General features: G+C 61.7%; 19 protein-coding genes and 1 tRNA gene. 9 read left to right on the top strand and 11 right to left on the bottom strand.

All coding sequences use genetic code 11. The features are described from left to right. Positions 1 to 142 precede the first annotated feature (142 nt). Positions 143 to 2,284: a sodium-translocating pyrophosphatase gene (locus tag DMO26_RS21000; protein ID WP_117194112.1), complete on the top strand. Its 2,142-nt coding sequence runs from the start codon at positions 143 to 145 to the stop codon at positions 2,282 to 2,284. A gap of 74 nt (positions 2,285 to 2,358) precedes the next feature. On the opposite strand, the gene DMO26_RS20995 is transcribed toward DMO26_RS21000, so the two are convergent. Further along, on the bottom strand, positions 2,359 to 2,871 hold the full coding sequence (locus tag DMO26_RS20995; protein WP_117194111.1) for an outer membrane protein assembly factor BamE: 513 nt from the start codon (positions 2,869 to 2,871) through the stop codon (positions 2,359 to 2,361). A 225-nt stretch (positions 2,872 to 3,096) separates the two neighbouring features. On the opposite strand from DMO26_RS20995, the gene DMO26_RS20990 reads away from it, so the two are divergent. From DMO26_RS20990 to DMO26_RS20960, 7 genes are all read left to right on the top strand, one after another. Beyond that, positions 3,097 to 3,639, top strand: a complete 543-nt coding sequence (locus tag DMO26_RS20990; RefSeq protein ID WP_117194110.1) for a ubiquinol-cytochrome C chaperone family protein — start codon at positions 3,097 to 3,099, stop codon at positions 3,637 to 3,639. Positions 3,640 to 3,655: 16 nt separating this feature from the next. Further along, positions 3,656 to 4,222, top strand: coding sequence for a YceD family protein (locus DMO26_RS20985; RefSeq protein ID WP_117194109.1), 567 nt, complete (start codon positions 3,656 to 3,658; stop codon positions 4,220 to 4,222). Positions 4,223 to 4,366: 144 nt separating this feature from the next. Next, positions 4,367 to 5,413: a phosphate acyltransferase PlsX gene (gene plsX, locus DMO26_RS20980; protein WP_117194257.1), complete on the top strand. Its 1,047-nt coding sequence runs from the start codon at positions 4,367 to 4,369 to the stop codon at positions 5,411 to 5,413. 19 nt (positions 5,414 to 5,432) lie between these two features. Next, the gene (locus tag DMO26_RS20975; RefSeq protein ID WP_117194108.1) at positions 5,433 to 6,404 is read left to right on the top strand and encodes a beta-ketoacyl-ACP synthase III; all 972 of its coding nucleotides are present in this window, start codon (positions 5,433 to 5,435) and stop codon (positions 6,402 to 6,404) included. 120 nt (positions 6,405 to 6,524) lie between these two features. Beyond that, positions 6,525 to 6,863 (top strand): integration host factor subunit alpha, encoded by a 339-nt coding sequence (locus tag DMO26_RS20970; RefSeq protein ID WP_117194107.1) that lies wholly within the window; start codon positions 6,525 to 6,527, stop codon positions 6,861 to 6,863. A 149-nt stretch (positions 6,864 to 7,012) separates the two neighbouring features. Further along, positions 7,013 to 7,549 (top strand): MerR family transcriptional regulator, encoded by a 537-nt coding sequence (locus tag DMO26_RS20965; protein WP_117194106.1) that lies wholly within the window; start codon positions 7,013 to 7,015, stop codon positions 7,547 to 7,549. Between the two features lie 100 nt (positions 7,550 to 7,649). Next, the gene (locus tag DMO26_RS20960; protein WP_117194105.1) at positions 7,650 to 8,135 is read left to right on the top strand and encodes a BA14K family protein; all 486 of its coding nucleotides are present in this window, start codon (positions 7,650 to 7,652) and stop codon (positions 8,133 to 8,135) included. 121 nt (positions 8,136 to 8,256) lie between these two features. Here DMO26_RS20960 and DMO26_RS20955 read toward each other — a convergent pair. From DMO26_RS20955 to DMO26_RS20920, 8 genes are all read right to left on the bottom strand, one after another. Further along, positions 8,257 to 8,333 (bottom strand) — tRNA-Pro (locus DMO26_RS20955). Between the two features lie 242 nt (positions 8,334 to 8,575). Beyond that, positions 8,576 to 8,899, bottom strand: coding sequence for a hypothetical protein (locus DMO26_RS20950; RefSeq protein WP_117194104.1), 324 nt, complete (start codon positions 8,897 to 8,899; stop codon positions 8,576 to 8,578). A 181-nt stretch (positions 8,900 to 9,080) separates the two neighbouring features. Continuing rightward, positions 9,081 to 9,269: a hypothetical protein gene (locus DMO26_RS20945; RefSeq protein ID WP_117194103.1), complete on the bottom strand. Its 189-nt coding sequence runs from the start codon at positions 9,267 to 9,269 to the stop codon at positions 9,081 to 9,083. Between the two features lie 318 nt (positions 9,270 to 9,587). Further along, complete coding sequence (locus DMO26_RS20940; RefSeq protein WP_117194102.1) at positions 9,588 to 9,881, bottom strand: helix-turn-helix domain-containing protein; 294 nt, start codon at positions 9,879 to 9,881, stop codon at positions 9,588 to 9,590. 31 nt (positions 9,882 to 9,912) lie between these two features. Further along, positions 9,913 to 11,163 carry an O-antigen ligase family protein gene (locus DMO26_RS20935; protein WP_117194101.1) on the bottom strand — a complete coding sequence of 417 codons (1,251 nt, stop codon included), beginning with the start codon at positions 11,161 to 11,163 and terminating at the stop codon, positions 9,913 to 9,915. After that, positions 11,160 to 12,713 (bottom strand): undecaprenyl-phosphate glucose phosphotransferase, encoded by a 1,554-nt coding sequence (locus DMO26_RS20930; protein WP_117194100.1) that lies wholly within the window; start codon positions 12,711 to 12,713, stop codon positions 11,160 to 11,162. The genes DMO26_RS20935 and DMO26_RS20930 overlap by 4 nt, the downstream gene beginning before the upstream one ends. A gap of 82 nt (positions 12,714 to 12,795) precedes the next feature. Beyond that, on the bottom strand, positions 12,796 to 13,956 hold the full coding sequence (locus tag DMO26_RS20925) for a glycosyltransferase family 4 protein (protein ID WP_117194099.1): 1,161 nt from the start codon (positions 13,954 to 13,956) through the stop codon (positions 12,796 to 12,798). 7 nt (positions 13,957 to 13,963) lie between these two features. Then, positions 13,964 to 14,548: a polysaccharide biosynthesis/export family protein gene (locus DMO26_RS20920; protein ID WP_162895005.1), complete on the bottom strand. Its 585-nt coding sequence runs from the start codon at positions 14,546 to 14,548 to the stop codon at positions 13,964 to 13,966. Between the two features lie 176 nt (positions 14,549 to 14,724). Here DMO26_RS20920 and DMO26_RS20915 point away from each other — a divergent pair, with 176 nt between their 5' ends. Beyond that, positions 14,725 to 16,950: a GumC family protein gene (locus DMO26_RS20915; protein WP_117194097.1), complete on the top strand. Its 2,226-nt coding sequence runs from the start codon at positions 14,725 to 14,727 to the stop codon at positions 16,948 to 16,950. A 3-nt stretch (positions 16,951 to 16,953) separates the two neighbouring features. Here DMO26_RS20915 and DMO26_RS20910 read toward each other — a convergent pair whose 3' ends face one another. Then, the gene (locus DMO26_RS20910; RefSeq protein ID WP_226951374.1) at positions 16,954 to 18,255 is read right to left on the bottom strand and encodes a GNAT family N-acetyltransferase; all 1,302 of its coding nucleotides are present in this window, start codon (positions 18,253 to 18,255) and stop codon (positions 16,954 to 16,956) included. A 65-nt stretch (positions 18,256 to 18,320) separates the two neighbouring features. Further along, the gene (locus DMO26_RS20905) at positions 18,321 to 18,533 is read right to left on the bottom strand and encodes a DUF2842 domain-containing protein (protein ID WP_117194256.1); all 213 of its coding nucleotides are present in this window, start codon (positions 18,531 to 18,533) and stop codon (positions 18,321 to 18,323) included. Positions 18,534 to 18,596: the final 63 nt, after the last annotated feature.

Here is an 18,596-nt window from a genome sequence, read left to right as displayed (position 1 = left end):
GGGAGGGGATCGAGTCGCCTGCCCGGGAATGCGCATCGTGGAGTGTTGCGGCAGCCCTTGCACATCCGGGAGGTGTGTGGTGCCGCGGAGTGCATGCCGGGGAGCATGGGCCTATCCGGCGCTTGAGGGAGAGGAAAAGCGAATGACCGTAATTTTAGGTGTGATCGTGTGCGGCTTGCTATCGATCATCTATGCCGTCTGGGCGACGCGTTCCGTGTTGGCTGCCGACCAGGGCAATGCACGCATGCAGGAGATCGCCGGTTATATCCGCGAAGGCGCCCAGGCCTATCTGACGCGCCAGTATATGAACATTGCCGTTGTCGGCGTCGTCGTCGCCATCCTGGCCTGGGTGCTTCTGTCCGGCACGGCCGCGCTCGGTTTCGTCATCGGTGCCGTCCTCTCGGGCGCCGCCGGCTTTATCGGCATGCATGTTTCGGTCCGCGCCAACGTGCGCACCGCCCAGGCCTCCTCGCAGAGCCTCGCCGCCGGTCTCGACATCGCCTTCAAGTCGGGCGCCATCACCGGCATGCTGGTGGCGGGCCTGGCACTCCTCGGCGTCTCCATCTATTACTGGATACTCACCTCCGTCCTCGGCCATCCGAGCGGCTCGCGTGAGGTGATCGACGCGTTGGTCGCTCTCGGATTCGGTGCGTCGCTGATCTCGATCTTCGCCCGTCTCGGCGGCGGCATCTTCACCAAGGGTGCGGATGTCGGCGGCGACCTGGTCGGCAAGGTCGAAGCCGGCATTCCGGAAGACGATCCGCGCAACCCGGCCACCATCGCCGACAATGTCGGCGACAATGTCGGCGACTGCGCCGGCATGGCCGCCGATCTGTTCGAAACTTATGCGGTTTCGGTGGTCGCCACCATGGTTCTCGCGGCGATCTTCTTCGCCGGCGCGCCGGTCCTTGCGACGGCGATGCTCTATCCGCTGGCGATCTGCGGCGCCTGCATCGTCACCTCGATCATCGGTACTTTCTTCGTGAAGCTCGGCGCCAACGGCTCGATCATGGGTGCCCTCTACAAGGGCCTGATCGTCACGGGGCTGCTGTCGATCCTCGGCCTTGGTGCGGCGACCTCGCTCACCATCGGCTGGGGCACGATCGGCACCGTCGCCGGCAAGCCGATCACCGGCACCAGCCTGTTCGTCTGCGGCCTCCTCGGCCTCGTGGTGACGGCGCTGATCGTGGTGATCACCGAATATTATACCGGCACCAATAAGCGCCCGGTGAATTCGATCGCCCAGGCTTCGGTCACCGGTCATGGTACCAACGTCATCCAGGGCCTTGCGGTCTCGCTGGAATCGACGGCGCTGCCGGCGATTGTCATCGTCGGTGGTATCGTCGCAACCTACCAGTTCGCCGGCCTGTTCGGCACCGGTATCGCCGTCACCAGCATGCTCGGCCTTGCGGGCATGATCGTTGCGCTCGATGCCTTCGGCCCGGTCACCGACAACGCCGGCGGCATTGCCGAAATGTCGCATCTGCCGCCGGAAGTGCGCAAATCGACCGATGCGCTCGACGCCGTCGGCAACACGACCAAGGCCGTCACCAAAGGATATGCGATCGGCTCCGCCGGCCTCGGCGCGCTGGTGCTCTTTGCGGCCTATGCCAACGACCTCAAATATTTCGCCGCCAACAGCGCCCAATATCCCTATTTCAACGGCGTCGGCGAAATCAGTTTCGACCTCTCCAATCCTTACGTCGTCGCCGGTCTGATCTTCGGCGGCCTCATTCCCTACCTGTTCGGCGGCATCGCCATGACCGCCGTCGGCCGTGCTGCCGGTTCGATCGTCGAGGAAGTGCGCAAGCAGTTCCGCGAAAAGCCGGGCATCATGGAAGGCAAGGAAAAGCCCGACTATGGACGCGCGGTCGACATCCTGACCAAGGCGGCCATCCGCGAAATGGTCGTGCCGTCGCTGCTGCCGGTGCTTGCGCCGATCGTCGTCTATTTCGGCGTCCTGCTGATTTCCGGCGGCGACAAGGCGTCTGCTTTTGCGGCGCTCGGCGCATCGCTGCTCGGCGTCATCGTCAACGGTCTCTTCGTGGCGATCTCCATGACCTCCGGCGGCGGCGCCTGGGACAATGCCAAGAAGAGCTTCGAGGACGGTTTCGTCGACAAGGACGGCCAGAAGCACTTCAAGGGTTCCGACGCCCACAAGGCCTCGGTCACCGGCGACACCGTCGGCGATCCCTACAAGGACACGGCAGGCCCCGCCGTCAATCCGGCGATCAAGATCACCAATATCGTCGCGCTGCTGCTCCTGGCGATCCTCGCCGGCTGAAGATCTGGGCCGGAACCAAAAAGAAAGCCCGCGGGGAGCGATCCCCGCGGGCTTTCCGTTGAAATCGGCCGGCTTTAGTTGCCGAAGCCCGACAGGATGCTCCTCGCTGCGGAAGCGCCGCCGCCACCGCCGGAAAGCAGTTGCTGAAGGAAGGTCAGGTCGCGGCCGCCGGTCGGCGTCGTACGCGAGATCGTGTCGAACACCTTGCCGTCCTGCATCGTATAGTTCGCGCGGCGGGCGACGACACCGCCCTTGTCGAAATAGATCGCCAGCACGGTCTGGTCGACGATTCGCGGCTTCATGAAGGCGACGGCACGCTCGCGTTTTTGGGAGATGTAATAAAAGACTTCGCTGTCGAAGGTCGCCGTGGTGGAAGGCGTGCCCATGGTCAGCAGCACCTGCTCGCGGCTCGACCCGACGGGAATGAGGTTCAGCGCCTGCTGATCGACCACATAGCCGTTGTACATCGTGTCGCCCAACTGCATGGACGTGCAGCCCGACATGCCGATCGATGCGATGACCATCGCAATGGCGGTTTTACTCAAGAATGTCATCTCGTATCCGAAAACCCGCTTGTTCAACGGCATCCCCCAAACTCAAACCTGCCTCTGCTGACCCTACCATTGTGGCTATTCAGGGACATAGGACCAATCCGGCCGGGTATGGCGGCCGTGAGGATCTACATCCCGTGCGCTGAAGCGGCGGAACGGCATTGCAATTCGTGCCTGCTTCGGTAAACCAGCTTTCGTTTCCATGCAACATGGCGGCAGCCGGGCCGAGGACATTCGTGGAGACAAATAGCGGGAATCGAGATGATCTTCGGTCTTTTCAGGAAGAAAAACCAAAACCAGGCAATCATCAATCGGCAGTACGCGGCCTTGACGGATGCCGCGCGCATTCCTTTCTTCTACAGCGACCTCGACGTGCCCGACACGGTGATGGGCCGTTTCGAGATGCTATCGATCGTCATGATCCTGTTCTTCCGCCGCACGGCAAGATCCGGCTCCAGCGGCCAAGAACTGGCCCAGGAGATCGTCGATGCCTTTTTCCAGGACATCGATCATTCGATCCGCGAACTCGGGATCGGCGATCAGAGCGTCCCGAAGCGCATGAAGAAGCTCGCCGGCATGTTCTACGGTCGACTGGAAGCCTATGCGGCGGCCCTGGAGGCAGGCGACGGCGAAGCGCTTGCCGCGGCGCTCAAGCGCAATATTTATCCCAAGGCGGAAGATGCTCCCGCGATGCGGGGAGTGGCGGACTGGATGATCGAGGCGGAGGCGGCGCTTGCCGCTATTTCCGAAGACGAGATATCCCGCGGGCAGGCCATTCTGCCGCAGCCGGTGTCGCATCCGTAAGACAATGTGAGGTTCCATGAAACATGATCACGGTGGAGGCGAACAGCCTCCCTTTTCCTATCCCGTCAAGGTCGGCCACGTTTCCGCCAATGCGGTGACGGTTCGGCTGGAGGCGGATCCGCGCGAACGGGAAGGGCTCGCCAAGCTCTGGCGGGTCGTCTCGGTCGGTTCGTTGAAGGCCGAACTGCAGATCGCCCGCTGGAAGAAGGACGGCGTACGCCTGAAGGGCCGCGTGGAGGCCGATATCGTCCAGTCCTGCGTCGTGACACTCGAACCGGTCGAATCGAGGATCGACGAAGAGTTCGAGCAGATCTTCGTGCCGGAGGGGTCTAAACTCGCCCGGGTTATCGCCAACGATACGGCAGAAATGGTTCTTGATCCCGAGGGGCCGGATCTGCCCGAGACCTTTTCCGGGGATACGATCGATGCCGGAGCGGTCGTTGCGGAATTCGCCGCGCTCGCCATCGATCCCTATCCGCGCAAGCCGGGTGTGGAGTTCGCGGACCATCTCGAAGGCGACGCGGATGAAAAGTCGGGCCGTCCCAACCCCTTTGCCGTCCTGAAAGACTGGAAAAAGGACTGAGGCCTGTTGTAAGCGGAAACAAAAACTATATTTTGGCCACGATTTCGCCGACAGGGCAACGCAAAGAGCGGGCCATTGGAGATGCTGGAACTGGCGCATGCTCATCCGGATCATGCGTTCGGCGAAGATAAGGATCAGGGACGCGTGATCAGAATTTCTCTCGACGCCATGGGTGGTGATTTCGGTCCCGAGGTCGTCATTCCCGGCGCTGCCAAGGCACTGGAACGCCATCCCGATGCGACCTTCCTGATCTATGGCCTGGCCGCCCAGTGTGAGCCGCTGCTGGCGAAGTATCCGAGGCTGAAGGAGAAGTCGGTCTTTCACGAATGCGAACTCGCGGTCAGCATGGAGGAGAAACCAAGCCAGGCGCTGCGCCGCGGCCGCTATGTCTCGACCATGTGGCGCTCGATCGAGGCCGTGAAGCTCGGCGAGGCCGATGTCGCCGTCTCCGCCGGCAATACCGGCGCCCTGATGGCCATGGCGAAATTCTGTCTGCGGACTATGGCCAATATCGAACGTCCGGCGATCGCCGGTATCTGGCCGACCCTGAAAGGCGAAAGCATCGTTCTCGATATCGGTGCGACGATCGGCGCGGATGCCCAGCAGCTTCTCGATTTCGCCCTGATGGGCGGCGCCATGGCACGCGCGCTCTTCGAAGTCGAACGGCCGACCGTCGGTCTCTTGAACGTCGGTGTCGAGGAGGTGAAGGGCCAGGAAGAGGTCAAGGAGGCGGGCCGCCTGATCCGCGAGGCCAACCTGCCGACGATTGCCTATCACGGCTTCGTGGAAGGCGATGACATTGGCAAGGGCACGGTCGACGTGGTGGTGACCGAAGGCTTTACCGGCAATATCGCGCTAAAGGCGGCGGAAGGCACGGCCCGGCAGATTGCCACCCTTCTTCGGGAAGCGATGTCGCGGACATTCTTCGCCAAGATCGGTTACCTCCTCGCCAAGAGCGCCTTTGACCGGCTGCGGGAGAAAATGGACCCGAACAAGGTCAATGGCGGGGTCTTTCTCGGGTTGAACGGCATCGTTATCAAAAGCCACGGCGGCACCAATGCCGATGGCTTCGCGGCGGCGATCGACGTTGCTTACGACATGGCGCGCAACGATCTCAACGCCAAGATCGCGCAGGATTTGACAATTTATCATGCCAAGCGCCACCCTCCGGCTGGCCCCGAAGCGGCATGACGACAGGATGTGAGTGAGAATGATCCGTTCAGTGGTTCGCGGTTACGGGGCAGCGCTCCCCAAGCGGGTAATGACCAATCAGGAATTGGAAGGCATCGTCGAGACGACCGACGAGTGGATCGTTCAGCGCACCGGTATCCGCCAGCGCTACATAGCCGGCGAGGGCGAGACGACCGCCTCGCTCGGCGAACAGGCGGCACGCGCCGCGCTCGACAATGCCGGCTTGGCGCCCGACGACATCGACCTGGTTCTGGTCGCCACCTCGACGCCCGACAACACGTTCCCGGCAACCGCCGTCAATATCCAGAACCGGCTCGGCATGACCCATGGCTATGCCTTCGACATGCAGGCGGTCTGCTCGGGCTTTGTCTATGCCATGGCAACCGCCGACCTGTATATTCGCGGCGGCATGGCAAAACGGGTTCTCGTCATCGGCGCGGAAACCTTCTCCCGCATCCTTGACTGGAAGGACCGCACGACCTGTGTGCTGTTCGGCGACGGCGCCGGCGCTTTGGTGCTGGAAGCGACCGAAGGCGAGGGGAGCGTTGCCGATCGGGGCGTGCTGACGGCGCATCTGCGTTCCGACGGCACCCACAAGGACAAGCTCTATGTGGATGGCGGCCCATCGACGACGGGCACGGTCGGCCATCTGCGCATGGAAGGCCGCGAGGTCTTCAAGCATGCGGTCGGCATGATCACCGACGTCATCGAAGCGGCTTTCAACGCAACCGGTACCACGGCTGACGATCTGGACTGGCTGGTACCGCATCAGGCCAACCGCCGCATCATTGACGGTTCCGCAAAGAAGCTCGGCATTCCGCCGGAAAAGGTTGTCGTAACGGTCGATCTGCATGGCAATACGTCCGCGGCATCGATTCCGCTTGCACTTTCCGTAGCCGCTGCCGACGGTCGCATTAAAAAGGGCGATCTCGTCATGCTGGAAGCCATGGGTGGCGGTTTCACCTGGGGCGCGCTCCTCCTGCGCTGGTAAGTCGATACCGATCGGCGAAACGTAAATAAGCGATTGACCACAGGCGCTTGACCCTCGCGCTCAAGCAAAATACTGTCTATCGGCTTTGATAAGATCAATTTCGAAAATTGGGCGGGGATCATGGCCGGCAAGACAGTAACACGCGCGGATCTGGCGGAATCGGTATTCCGCAAGGTGGGACTTTCGCGGACGGAATCGGCCGAGCTTGTCGAGACGGTGATCGACGAGATCTGTAACGCTATCGTGCGCGGGGAGGTGGTCAAGCTGTCCTCCTTCGCGACCTTCCAGGTTCGCTCCAAGAACGAACGGATCGGCCGCAATCCGAAAACGGGCGAAGAAGTGCCGATCTCGCCGCGGCGGGTGATGACCTTCAAGGCGTCGAACGTGCTAAAGAGCCGCATCCTCAAGGCGCATGCATCCCGCAAGGCCAAGCAGAAGCCGGCCAGCCCGGTTGCCTGAACGCGGCCGGGATTTCTCCAAACCTGTGAACATACTTGAATCTCCCGGCCCAAACCGTTGAGATATGTTCGATTCGCCGCATAGTCATGAAACAGGGTTGCAGGCTGCAGCCGGCGGGATTCGGCGGCATGCTGTTGGGAGAATGACGTTTGGACAAGAGCCCGGATGCTTTTCGGACGATCAGCGAGGTCGCCGACGATCTTGACCTGCCGCAGCACGTACTGCGCTTCTGGGAAACGCGTTTTCCGCAGATCCGGCCGATGAAGCGCGGCGGGGGACGGCGTTATTACCGGCCGGAAGACGTAGACCTGCTGAAGGGCATTCGCCATCTCCTCTATGACCATGGCTATACGATCAAGGGCGTGCAGCGGCTTTTAAAGACGAATGGCAACAAGTTCGTCGCGGCGATCGCCTCCGGCGATCTCGCCACCATGGAAGCGATCATGGCGGCCAACAGCGAGAAACATGTTGAGCCGAAGGTTTCCGGGGCAGACGAGGATCAGATCGTTGGGCGCCCCAAGGTTAAGCCCAGCGGCCGATTCTTCGGCTTCGGTTCCTCGCATGACGACGATATGCCGGAGGTCTCGATCGGCAAGTCGAGCGTCGGCAAGGAGGATCGCGCCCTGTTGCAGGAGGCGCTTTTCGACCTCCTGGAATGCAAACGGCTGCTCGATCAGGTCCGTTGAAATTTTCAACTCTCAGGGAACGTTAAACGGAATTTACCATTCACCTCTGGTTCAGCCGGAAAAGCGGATTATGTCCGTACAGAGGAAACAGTGGAGGTGAATGATGAAGAAAAAACTCGCAGTCGCGGTGTTATCGCTGATCACCGCCTTCAGCGGGATCGCGCCCGCGCAGGCCTTCCCAACCGTCAGCCCGCCCAAGGTCGAAGCTTCAAGCGACATCCAGAAGGTTCAAATCAATCCCTGGGAATACAGGCGGGATGGTTATCGTGGGTGGCGCGGCGACAGAGGCTGGCGCGGCGATCGGTACTGGGGACACCGCGGTTATTACCGTGACCGCTATTACGGGCGTCGTTACTACCGTGATCGCGGCCCCAATGTCGGCGCAATCATCGGCGGTCTGGCGGCAGGCGCCATTATTGGAGGTGCCTTGGCGCAGCCTCGCTATGTCGCACCGCCGCGTCGTTATGTGGGCGGCAATGCGCATGTCAACTGGTGCTATGCCCGCTACCGCTCGTACAGGGCCTACGACAACACGTTCCAGCCGTATAACGGCCCGCGCCAGCAATGCTATTCGCCCTATCTATAAGAAGGGCGGATTGAGCGGAACATCGGCCCGTCCTGCCGCATCGGTGGGGCGGGTAAATTATTGCCTGAATGCCATCGCGCGATGGCAGGCAAAATTAACTGAGATTTCAAGGGGATTAAAATGGTCGGGGCGACTGGACTTGAACCAGCGACCCCTTGACCCCCAGTCAAGTGCGCTACCGGGCTGCGCTACGCCCCGACCAGCCCTTATGGGCACGATTTCCCTATTCTTTTCGGCTCTCCGGTGCAAGCCTAAAAATCGGGGCTTGAAAGAAAAGAGAGCCGGAGAGGAGAAGGCGGAAATTCAGGGGCTCGAAACCGTCTGAGTTTTCTCCTGTGGGGATGCATGGACCTCCATCAATGTCGGCAAAAGCTCCGCCCTTCCGGCGGAGCTTGAAAATGGGAATGTCGTCGCCGGTCGGTCGATGAGGCTGTCATCCGTCAGATGACGGGGCAGCCGGGGCGGTTGGCGAAGGTGATGCGGTCGGGGCCGTCCTCGGTCCAGCCTTGTACCGTCACGCTGCGGCTTGTCACGCGAACCACTTCCGGGCGCCGGAACCCTTCGTCGCGGGCGGCGGCGCGCGCTTCGCTTTCGCTGCAGCGGGCATAGCGGCGGTCGTTGTCACGGTCGCGGATGACCGGCCGGACGCCGTCGGGACCGACCCGCAGTTCGAGATCCTGGGCGGAGGCCGGAATGGAGAAGGCGCCGGCGGCGCCCAACGAAAGGACGCCCGAAAGCGCCGCGGTAGAAAGCAGTTTCATCATGGTTATCCTCCTTCTGCGCTGCGGACAGACCGCGCTGCGCGAATTGGTTTACGAAAGACCAACTAAAAGGAGGTGGGGAAAGTTCCTTCGAAAGAAGATCCGAAGGTAAAAGAAGGTTACAGGGAATCAGGATTTAGCACGGCCTGCAGCCGTACTTTCAGGGGAGAAACACGGTCTATGTTCAGCGGAAGCGCGGCGCGCGGCTGGCGTTCATCAGCAGTTCCTGCTGCGAGGCGAACGGGCCAAGCAGTTTCAGGAGACGGGTTTCTTCTTCCCGGTCCAGGCGGTAGCGCTTGGCGAACTCGGCCACGCTCCAGACCTTTCGAAGGCCTTTGTTCTCGATCTCGTCCATTTTCAGATGCGTCGTCATCGGTATCCCCTTTTTGATTATTTGAACGTGAATGCGCATGGTGAATTTTTGTTCCGGAAATTCTGCACTTCTATTGTTAAAAATGTATCTGCTAAGTAACCCTCAGTTTTATTGGGACTTTTATTCCATTCTGACTGATCGTCAGTGTGGCGTCTTTCGGTTTGGTTTCTTTCAAAAGTCGAGGCCGATGGCGGCCACCGGAAGCGAGCCGATGATGACGTAGAGATTGTCGATGCGTGTCGTGCAGATATCTCCGCGTTGTGGAAAAAGCAGAGAAGATTTATGCAAACTCAATAAGTTACAGGGATTGAGCGAAAGTCAGCCGTCGTTTGCCGCATTGAGGTTCTGCGGGCGGATGCCTTCGTCATGCGAGCGCTGACGCAATCTGAGCCCCGGTCCGATGCCGGGATCGCCGTCGCCGGCGGCGAGGAACACGATCCCTTTCGATTCGAAGATCGTCCTCAGCCGCTCGGTGACCGAGGGGCTGGCGAAGGCCTCGGCGGCCTCGGCTTCTTCGATGGCGGAACTGGAAAGCCCGGAAGCAGTGGCGAGTTCGTCCACCGTCATTCCTGTCATGGCGCGCGCGGCGCGCAGTTGAGAAGCCGTCAGCATAAGGTTTGATCTGGAGCGTTGTTCCCGGAAGTCAAGCCGGGACGCGCGCCTTCGATATGCCCTGTGACCGCATGAAGCGATGCTCGAGCGCGACGCAGCCCCATACGATGCCGAGCAGGAGGTAGAAATGCCGCCAGTGGTCGGTATCGATGACGTTGCCGATGATCGCATGTCCTAATATCATCACCCAGGCGATCATCAGATAGGGTTGCCAGGGACGCTCGCGCAGCATGTAACGGAAGCCGAACCAGAGCGTCGACCAGATCATGATCTGATAGGTGATCGCGCCGAGCCAGCCATAGGTCGTCAGCGTCTTCAGCCAGATATTGTGCTCGTCCTCGCCGAAGATCTTGCCGAAGGCCATGGGGCCGAGACCGAGCGGCCGTTCCATGGCCATCAGGAAACCGATCTTGTGGCGTTCGAAACGGCCAAGCCGGGCGCCGTCATATTCCTGCACCAGCTTGGCGCGGTTCATGAAGAGATCGGAAATCTGCGGAAACTGCAGTGCAATGGCAAGCGCCAGCACGAGGAAGACCGCCGCGCCGCCGGCGATCGCCAGGATCTTGAAACGGAATGCGGTCGTGCGCTCCTTCAGCAGCATCACGATGACGAGCGCGATGCCGGCAAACACCAGGAGGCCCCAGGCGGCGCGTGAGAAGGACAGGAAGATGCCGAGCGCCAGGACGAGCATGCCGAGGATCAGGAGAGGAACCTTGACCAGCGGCCCCGTGAGCATCCGGTAAAGGAGATAGAGCAGGGGGGCGACGAGATAAGGGCCGAAGACGTTCGGGTCCTGGAAGGCGCCCATGGCGCGATTGTAGCGGGTGAAGACGTGCGCGCCCGGAAACGCGTTGAAATAACCCGCGATACCGAGCAGCGACGTGATGATCGCGGCGATCACCCAGGCCTTGAAGATCAGGTTCAGCCGTCTGTGGTCGTCCTCGACGATTGCTGCGTAGAAGACCGAGCTCAAGGCCAGGAAGGTCGAGACGGCGAAATACATCGGCGCCTCGCTCATGTCCTTCATGACGAACATGGAGAACAGGCCGCTCATGTTGAAGGTGAGGAGGGCCACAAGGAGCGGTGCGACGGTGCGCGAGATTTTCAGGCCCAGCAGGAACCAGATGCCGATCTGCACCACCATGATCAGTTCATAGGGCGCCGGTTCGGAAATGACGAAGCCGGAGAGGAAGACGCCGAAGGCGATCAGACCCGAGCCGGCCAGCCTGAGCGCGGCAAGCCGGCCGTCGAAATGATCGTTGTTATGGGCGATCGCGCTCAATAGGCGTTGTCCGTGTTGAGCAGCCGGATCGGCGTCAGGAAGAGGATCTTGAGGTCGAAGAGCAGCGACCAGTTCTCGATATAATCGAGATCATAGGCGGTACGGGCACGGATCTTCTCGTCGCTGTCGAGTTCGCCACGCAGGCCGTTGATCTGTGCCCAGCCTGTGACGCCGGGCTTGACGCGGTGGCGGGCGAAATAGCTCTCGACCACATCGACATATTTGCGTTCGCCCGTTTGGGCGTGCACCGCGTGCGGACGCGGACCGACGAGCGAAAGCTGGCCGCGCAGCACGTTGAAGAGCTGCGGCAGCTCGTCGATCGACGACTTGCGCAGGAAGCGGCCGACCGGCGTGACGCGCGGATCGCCCTTGGTGACCGCTTTCACCGCGGTTGCGTCGCTCATGTTGGTGTACATGGAGCGGAACTTCAGGACCTCGATGACCTCGTTGTTGAAGCCGTGGCGTTTCTGGCGAAAGATGACCGGCCCTTGGGACGTGGTCTTCACGGCGATCGCCGCGGCAAGCATGATCGGCCAAAGCGCGGCGATGGCGCCGAGCGAGAAGACGATGTCGAAGATGCGCTTGGCGACCGAATCCCAGTCGCGGATCGGCTTGTCGAAAATGTCGAACATCGGCACCGCGCCCACATGCGAATAGGAGCGGGGACGGAAGCGCAGCCGGTTGGCATGTGCCGCAAGCCGAATGTCGACCGGCAGGACCCAGAGCTTGCGCAGGAGCTGCAGGATGCGCTGCTCGGCGCTGGCGGGAAGCGCGATGATCAGCATGTCGATGCGGGCAAGGCGGGCGAATTCCACCAGTTCCGCGAATGTCCCGAGCTTCGGATAGCCGGCGACGACCGTCGGCGAGCGATCGCTGCTGCGGTCGTCGAAGATGCCGCAGATGCGGATGTCGTTGTCCGGCTGCGCTTCGAGCTGGCGCACGAGTTGTTTTGCAGGCTCGCCGCCGCCGACGATCACCGCACGGCGCTCCATCACGCCATTGCGCGCCCAGTTGCGGATTGCAAACGCGGTGAGCTGGCGTTCGAGGAACAGGAAGCCCGCACCGGTCGCAAACCAGGCAGCAAGGCCGGCGAGAGGATAGGCCTCTGCCTCCGCGAGGTAGAGCGCGGCTGCCGTCAGCGTGAAACCGATCGTCCAACCGATAAAAACACGTTTCGCCGCGCGCCGCGCGCTCCGCAGGGAGGGGATTTGATAGGTGTCGGCGACCTGCAGCAGCAAAACCGTGAGCGCGGACCCCGATGCGACGATCGCAAGGCGCGCGAAGAAGCCGGTGACATCGGTCGGCGAGGCGAACGCGCCGATCAACAGCCCGAGTCCGAGCAGGGCTGCGAGTTCGAACAGGCGGAACTGGCCGATCAGCATCGTCGGAGACGTACTGTCGCTGCGGAACTGTTCGGCGATCTGGCGGGCGAGCGGATTGAGAACCGTGGTGCCGGACGGGTCGTGGCCCGTGTCGCTCCCACGGATTTCCGAGACCTTCTTGCGAAGGTCCTCCACATCGAACTGTTCGGACGTGTTTGGCTGGCTCATTGCCCGGTTCCCTCGGCCTGTCAGGTCTCGCCGGACCTGGAAGCAATGGAAATCCACTAGCAAAAAGAGGTGAAGGAAGCCTTTAGCCGCGACTGGAAACAGGCAGCGAGGCGAGTAGATTTTGATACAGGTCGAGCATTTCACGCGCCATGACGGATGCCGAAAACACCGCCTTGAACGCCTCCGGTTTCGGCATGACCTGCTGCTGCCAGCCGGGCGTGGTGACGGCTTCGGTCATGACCCGGGCGAGATCCTCCGCATCGCCGGGCGTCGCGAGCGCCGCGCTCGTCGCGCCCAGCACTTCCGGAATGCCGCCGACGCGCGAGGCGATCACTGGCTTGCCTGCGGCAAGCGCTTCCAGCACGATGTAGGGCATGGCTTCGGCGCGCGAGGGGACGACGACGATCTTCGCCATGCCGAAGGCTTCGCGCGCCGGCATGGCGGCGCGCATCTGGATGCGTCGGCCGAGGCCGCGCTCGGCCATCATCGCCTCGTAGCGATCACGATCCGGTCCGTCGCCGACCATCAGCGCCGAGAGCGGATGGCCGATCGCCCGTTCGGTGCGGGCGAAGGCGTCGATGAAGACATCGGGACCTTTGAGGTCGCGCAGCATGCCGATATAGAGGAAATGCGGTGCCGTCTGATCGGTCGCAATGGTCTCGAACTCTGCATCCTTGATGCCGTTGTAGATGACCTTGCTGACCTTGCGCGGCGTGCCAACCTTCGCTTCGTAGGTCCGCCGCTCGTAGTCGCAGACGAAGACCAGCGCGTCTCCCAGATGTTCCTGGACGCGTTCCAGGCGCAGCACGGCCTGGCCGGAAAGGCTCGATCGATCGAAGTGCAGGCTGCCGCCATGCGGCGAATAAAGGCGGGCTACGCGATACTTGTTGACCCGCAGGGCTGAACCGATCAGCCGGGCGATCGCGCCACCCTTGGCGCCGTGCCCGTGCAGGATATTCGGCTGCAAGCTCTTGATATGTCTATAGCTCCTGTAGATGGCGATGAGGTCGGACGGCTTGATCGAGCGGTCCATCGGAATGCGCAGGAGACCGAGTGAAAGCAGCGGCCTTATGCTGTCGAACAGCCGGTCCTCATGCGCCCCTCCGGTGGAACTGTCGCAGAGGATGCCGATTTCGTGGCCGGCTGCCCGATGCTCCTCGACGAGATCGCGCACGTGCCGGAAGATGCCGCCCACCGGCGACCGGAAGCAATGCAGTATCCGCAAGGGGCCGCTTTCGCTCATGGTGCGATCAGAAGAGCCGTTCGCGGACGTAGATCGTATCGCCCGCGAGCACTGGAGCCGAAATGCTGGTTCTGCCGGTGATGACTTGAGCGTTGATCTTGCGGGTGACGTCGACATCGCGCTGGTTGCCGCGCGACGTGAAGCCGCCGGCAATCGCGATGGCGTTCTGGGCGGTCATTCCCGGTACGTAGGAATATTGCCCGGGACGGCCGACTTCGCCCATGACGAAGACCGGCCGGTAGCGATCGACCTCGATCGTAACGTCGGGATCGCGCAGGTAGCCCTGCTTGAGGCGGGATGCGATCGACGCTTCCAGCGCCGGCAGCGTCTGGCCGCGCGCGGCCACCTGGCCGATCAGCGGGAAGGCTACGTAGCCTGCCTGATCGACGGTATAGGTATTGGTGAGGCCGGGCTGGTCGAAGACGCTCACGCGCAACCGGTCGCCGCTGTCGAGGCGGTAGGGCTGGATCGTCGCTTCCTGAAAGCTCTTCGGTGCCGGCGCATAACTCGTGCAGCCGCCGAGCACCGTCGCGGCCGCGGCGAGCGCAAGCACGGTTCTGGCCATCACACGTGTGAAAGGGGCGAAGGACATTTTCGCGTTCCGGGCTCCGGCTGTTCATACCATCTGTGCCCGTTATCGATCCGTTAGGGTTAATGCCCGGTAAAGAGGCGGGGATTTTTGTGTCCCGACCCGGTCGGGAAGGGCATTAACGCTCAAGTTACCATGATCCTTTACCATTCGCCGAAACCGATGAGTTGGAGCGTATCATGTCAGGCGTAAACGGTGGCAATCAGGACGTGGATATCGACCTCGGCCGGATCATTTCGGCGGTCTGGGAGTGCAAGGTCAGGATCATCGGCGCGACGGTGATCGCCGCTGCCGTCGCTCTCGTCGGAACGAGCCTGATGAAGCCGAGCTACAAGGGCGAGACACGGCTCCTGATCGAATCCCGCTCGCCGAACCTTTCGGGAGGGGAGGCCGCCGCGCAGGCGAACGATCCGCTTCTCGATTCGCTCAACATCACCAGTCAGGCGCAGCTTCTCCAGTCGACCGACCTCATCAAGCGGGTGGCGCGGGACCTTAATCTTGCAAAACTCAAGGAATTCGATCCGGCGGCCCAGTCGATGTTTCCCGATCCGCTGGTGTTGATCGGCCTCAAGCAGGACCCCATGAAGCTGGACCCGGAAGACCGGGTGATCCAGGAATTCCGCGACAAGCTGCAGGTTTATCCGGTGGAGAATTCGCGCGTCATCGCCATCGAATTTTCCTCGCACGATCCGAAGCTCGCAGCCGACATCCCAAACAAGATGGCCGAGGCCTATCTACGGATCCAGAGCGGCGCCAAGCTCGACACGCACTCCGAGACGGCCAAATGGCTCGAGCCCGAGATCGCCAGCCTGACGCAGAGGGTCAAGGACGCGGAAAAGAAAGTGGCGGACTACCGTTCTTCCAATGGTCTTTTCCAGACGACCGAGACCAACAGTTTTTCGACCCAGCAGTTGAACGACATCTCCACCGAGCTTGCGAGGGTCCGCGGCGAGCGGGCCAATGCCGAAGCCCGGGCGGAAAATGTCCGCAATGCGCTGAAGGCCGGCCGGGCGCCGGACTCGCTGGGCGATGTCGTCGGTTCGCAGGTGATCCAGCGGCTGAAGGAGGCGGAAGCCAATCTCCAGGCCCAGATTTCCGACCAGTCGACATCCTTGCTGGAGGGGCATCCCCGCCTCAAAGGCCTGCGTGCGCAGCTTGCCGGCATCCGCCAGCAGATCGAAAGCGAAACGAAGAAGATTCTCGGCAGCCTCGACAGCGAGGCGGAAGTGTCGCGCATCCGCGAACGTCAGCTGATGGCACAGCTGAACGGCCTGAAGGCGGATTCCGCCAAGGCCGGCGAAGAGGAGGTGGGTCTGCGCGCGCTCGAGCGCGAGGCCGCCGCCCAGCGCCAGCTTCTCGAGACCTACCTCGCCCGGTACCGCGAGGCGACCTCCCGCCTCGAGGGCAATTCGAGCCCTGCCGATGCGCGCGTCGTGTCGCGGGCCGTCGAGCCTTCCGAACCCTATTTCCCGAAGATCATCCCAATCGTCATCGTCGTCTCGCTCGTCACCTTCATCTTCGGTTGCCTGATCGTTATCATCGTCGAACTCTTCTCGGGCCGGGCGCTCCGGCCCTCCGGCGTTCGCGCAGGCGAAGATGATGCTCTCGCGGACGCAGCGCCCGCCGCTCCTCTCGCGGTCCATCAGATGCAGGCTGAAGCTCAGCGCTTCGACCGGCCGGAACAGGTCCGTGAAGGATCGAGGATCGCTGCGGCGACTTCCCAAGCGAAGGCCGAGGAGGAGTTTGCCAAAAGCGTCGCAAGCCGTGAGACGAAGGAAGAAGCCGCAGCCGGCGCTGAATCTGATGACCGGGGCTTCACCATCGATTCCGTCGCGCATTATTTGCAGCGCTACGACATCCCGGTTGCGATCGGTATTTCTCCGGGCGGTGACGAAGGCTCGACGGCAACCGTCATGCTGGCGCGCGAGATCGCCAGCCGTGGCCGCACCGTCGTCCTCGTCGACATGACGGGTTCCGCCTGCCCGACGCGGTTGATGGCGGAAAACCCGAAACTGCCGGGCATTACCGACCTCCTGTGCGGCGAGACCGCATTCGGCGACGCGATCCACCCGGACCGGCTTTCGGATGCCCATATCATCCCGCACGGCGCATCCGATCCCGCCCGCGCCATGCGTGGCGTCGATCGCCTGACGATGATCATCGATGCGCTGGCCGATGCCTACGACCTCGTGCTCATCGAATGCGGACCGGCCGAGATCGCCGGCATTTCGCGCCTGACGCGCAACGCAATGGCGGAGATCGTTCTTTCGGTCCCGGGCTTCAGCGATGAAGACGTCGCAAAGCTGGTGACGGATTTCGAAGAGGCCGGGTACAGCAATCTGCTGGTCATGGCCGAGACCGGCGACCGGCATTCGCCGAAGTCCCGCCGTCGCCGCGCGGCGTAGGCATTATTCCGCGTCGGAGGTTGTCGCTTCCGGCGCCTTGGGGCACTGGCGGGACCGCCAGCGCTGCGCCATCGCATAAAGATGCGGATTGCGTTTGATCGCCGCCTTCGCCTTCGTCACCGCGATCAGCAGCGGGACCATCAGCGATCCTTTCCAAGTGAGGGGTAGAAGGATGTCGTGTTGCACCGTTTCCTGCTTGCACCAGTTGCGCTTGTAGGGCTGGTCGCCGACGCCGAAATCGAAGATCGCCGCTCCGTCCCGGCACGACTTCTCGATCATCAGCCAGAACAGCATCTCCCCGGGGCTCGCTTCCGGGCAGATGGTTTCGTCGATCGAACTGAACTGGCAGATGACATGATCGCCCTTGCGAGACAGGCCGGCGATTGCCGCGATATGCCCCTCGTGTTCGCCGCGCAGACGAATGGCGTGAAGGGTCAGTGGCGTATCGTGGCCGCTTGCCCGGACGTCCAGCAGACGGTGGAAGAAAGCTCGGATTTCCGGGGACTGAAAGACATCCGGCAGGCCGAACATCTTGAGCCTTTCGCCCTTCTGCTGGAAGAACAGGTCGAGCAGACGGTGGGCTTCGTTTTCCTGCGTGGCTATGACATGGTCGTGGCCGCCGATCGCTTCCAGCTTGCGGCTGGAGGATCGGAATTTCTTGCGGCGGCTCTTGGCGTTGAGTTGCGCGAGCGTCGCTTCGAAATTTGAAAAGAGCGGCAGTTGGAAGGAATGGTTCTGGTTCTCGATCGACGCCAGTCCGGATAGCGGATGCCGCGTACCGCGCCAATCGAGCGGGATGTTGTCGAGCAGGATCAGGTCGGCGCGATCCTTGAGAGCCTGTTTCAGGGTATAAGCGAGGTTCTGCAGTTCCTCGGCGTCCGGCACGATGAGATCGGTATCGAAGAGGCCTGTATTGATATTATTGAACCGGTCGCCGGGGAAGCGTGCAATCCGCACACCCTGTTCCGACACGATTTCCAATGGCAGGATGAACAGCGCCCGATCGTCGGCGCGGCCTTCGACGATCGCAAGTTCCCTCGCATGCGCTTCAGCCCAGGCAAGGCACCAGTCGAACCCCTGATGCAGGGAATTTCTCGGGAGACTTTCGAGATGGCGCCATTCGGCCTCGACGGCGCGAACATCGGCCGCGACGGAGACTGTCAGTTCGAAAAACCGGATCGCCTTGTGGTGAACGTTTGCGTCGGGCGCTTCGGCGACTTCGTCTTCGTGATGGAATTTGCGCTGCTGCATGGCCTTGCCCGCTTCTGCCGTTTGCCGGGCAAGATAGGGCGGGGGTGCCAACAATCGGTTTACCGGGTGGGTGACGCGGGGTGGAACTGCGGTTGCTGGTTAACCGCCGGTAAAACGGCCTACTGCCTGGGCTTTGATCCTGCCATCCACTTGATGATCACCATGGCCGGCAGGATCCACAATAGGCCGCTGATGAGGAAATAAAGGAAATGCACCCACCAGGGCGAGGTGGCGAGAAGCAGCGTCGCGAAGGTCGTGGCGGCCAGCGCATAGACGATCACCAGAATGATGATCAGAATGGTGCCGATGAAACTTCTCAAACGCGGGACCAAAACGCTTTCTCCTTTGCACGACCGCCGGCCGGATTGCGTGGCCGCGACTGCATGCCGCAAACC

The organism is Rhizobium terrae, assembly GCF_003425685.1.
In the GTDB taxonomy this organism is placed as follows: domain Bacteria; phylum Pseudomonadota; class Alphaproteobacteria; order Rhizobiales; family Rhizobiaceae; genus Neorhizobium; species Neorhizobium terrae.
This window is presented reverse-complemented; position numbering and strand designations above follow the sequence as displayed.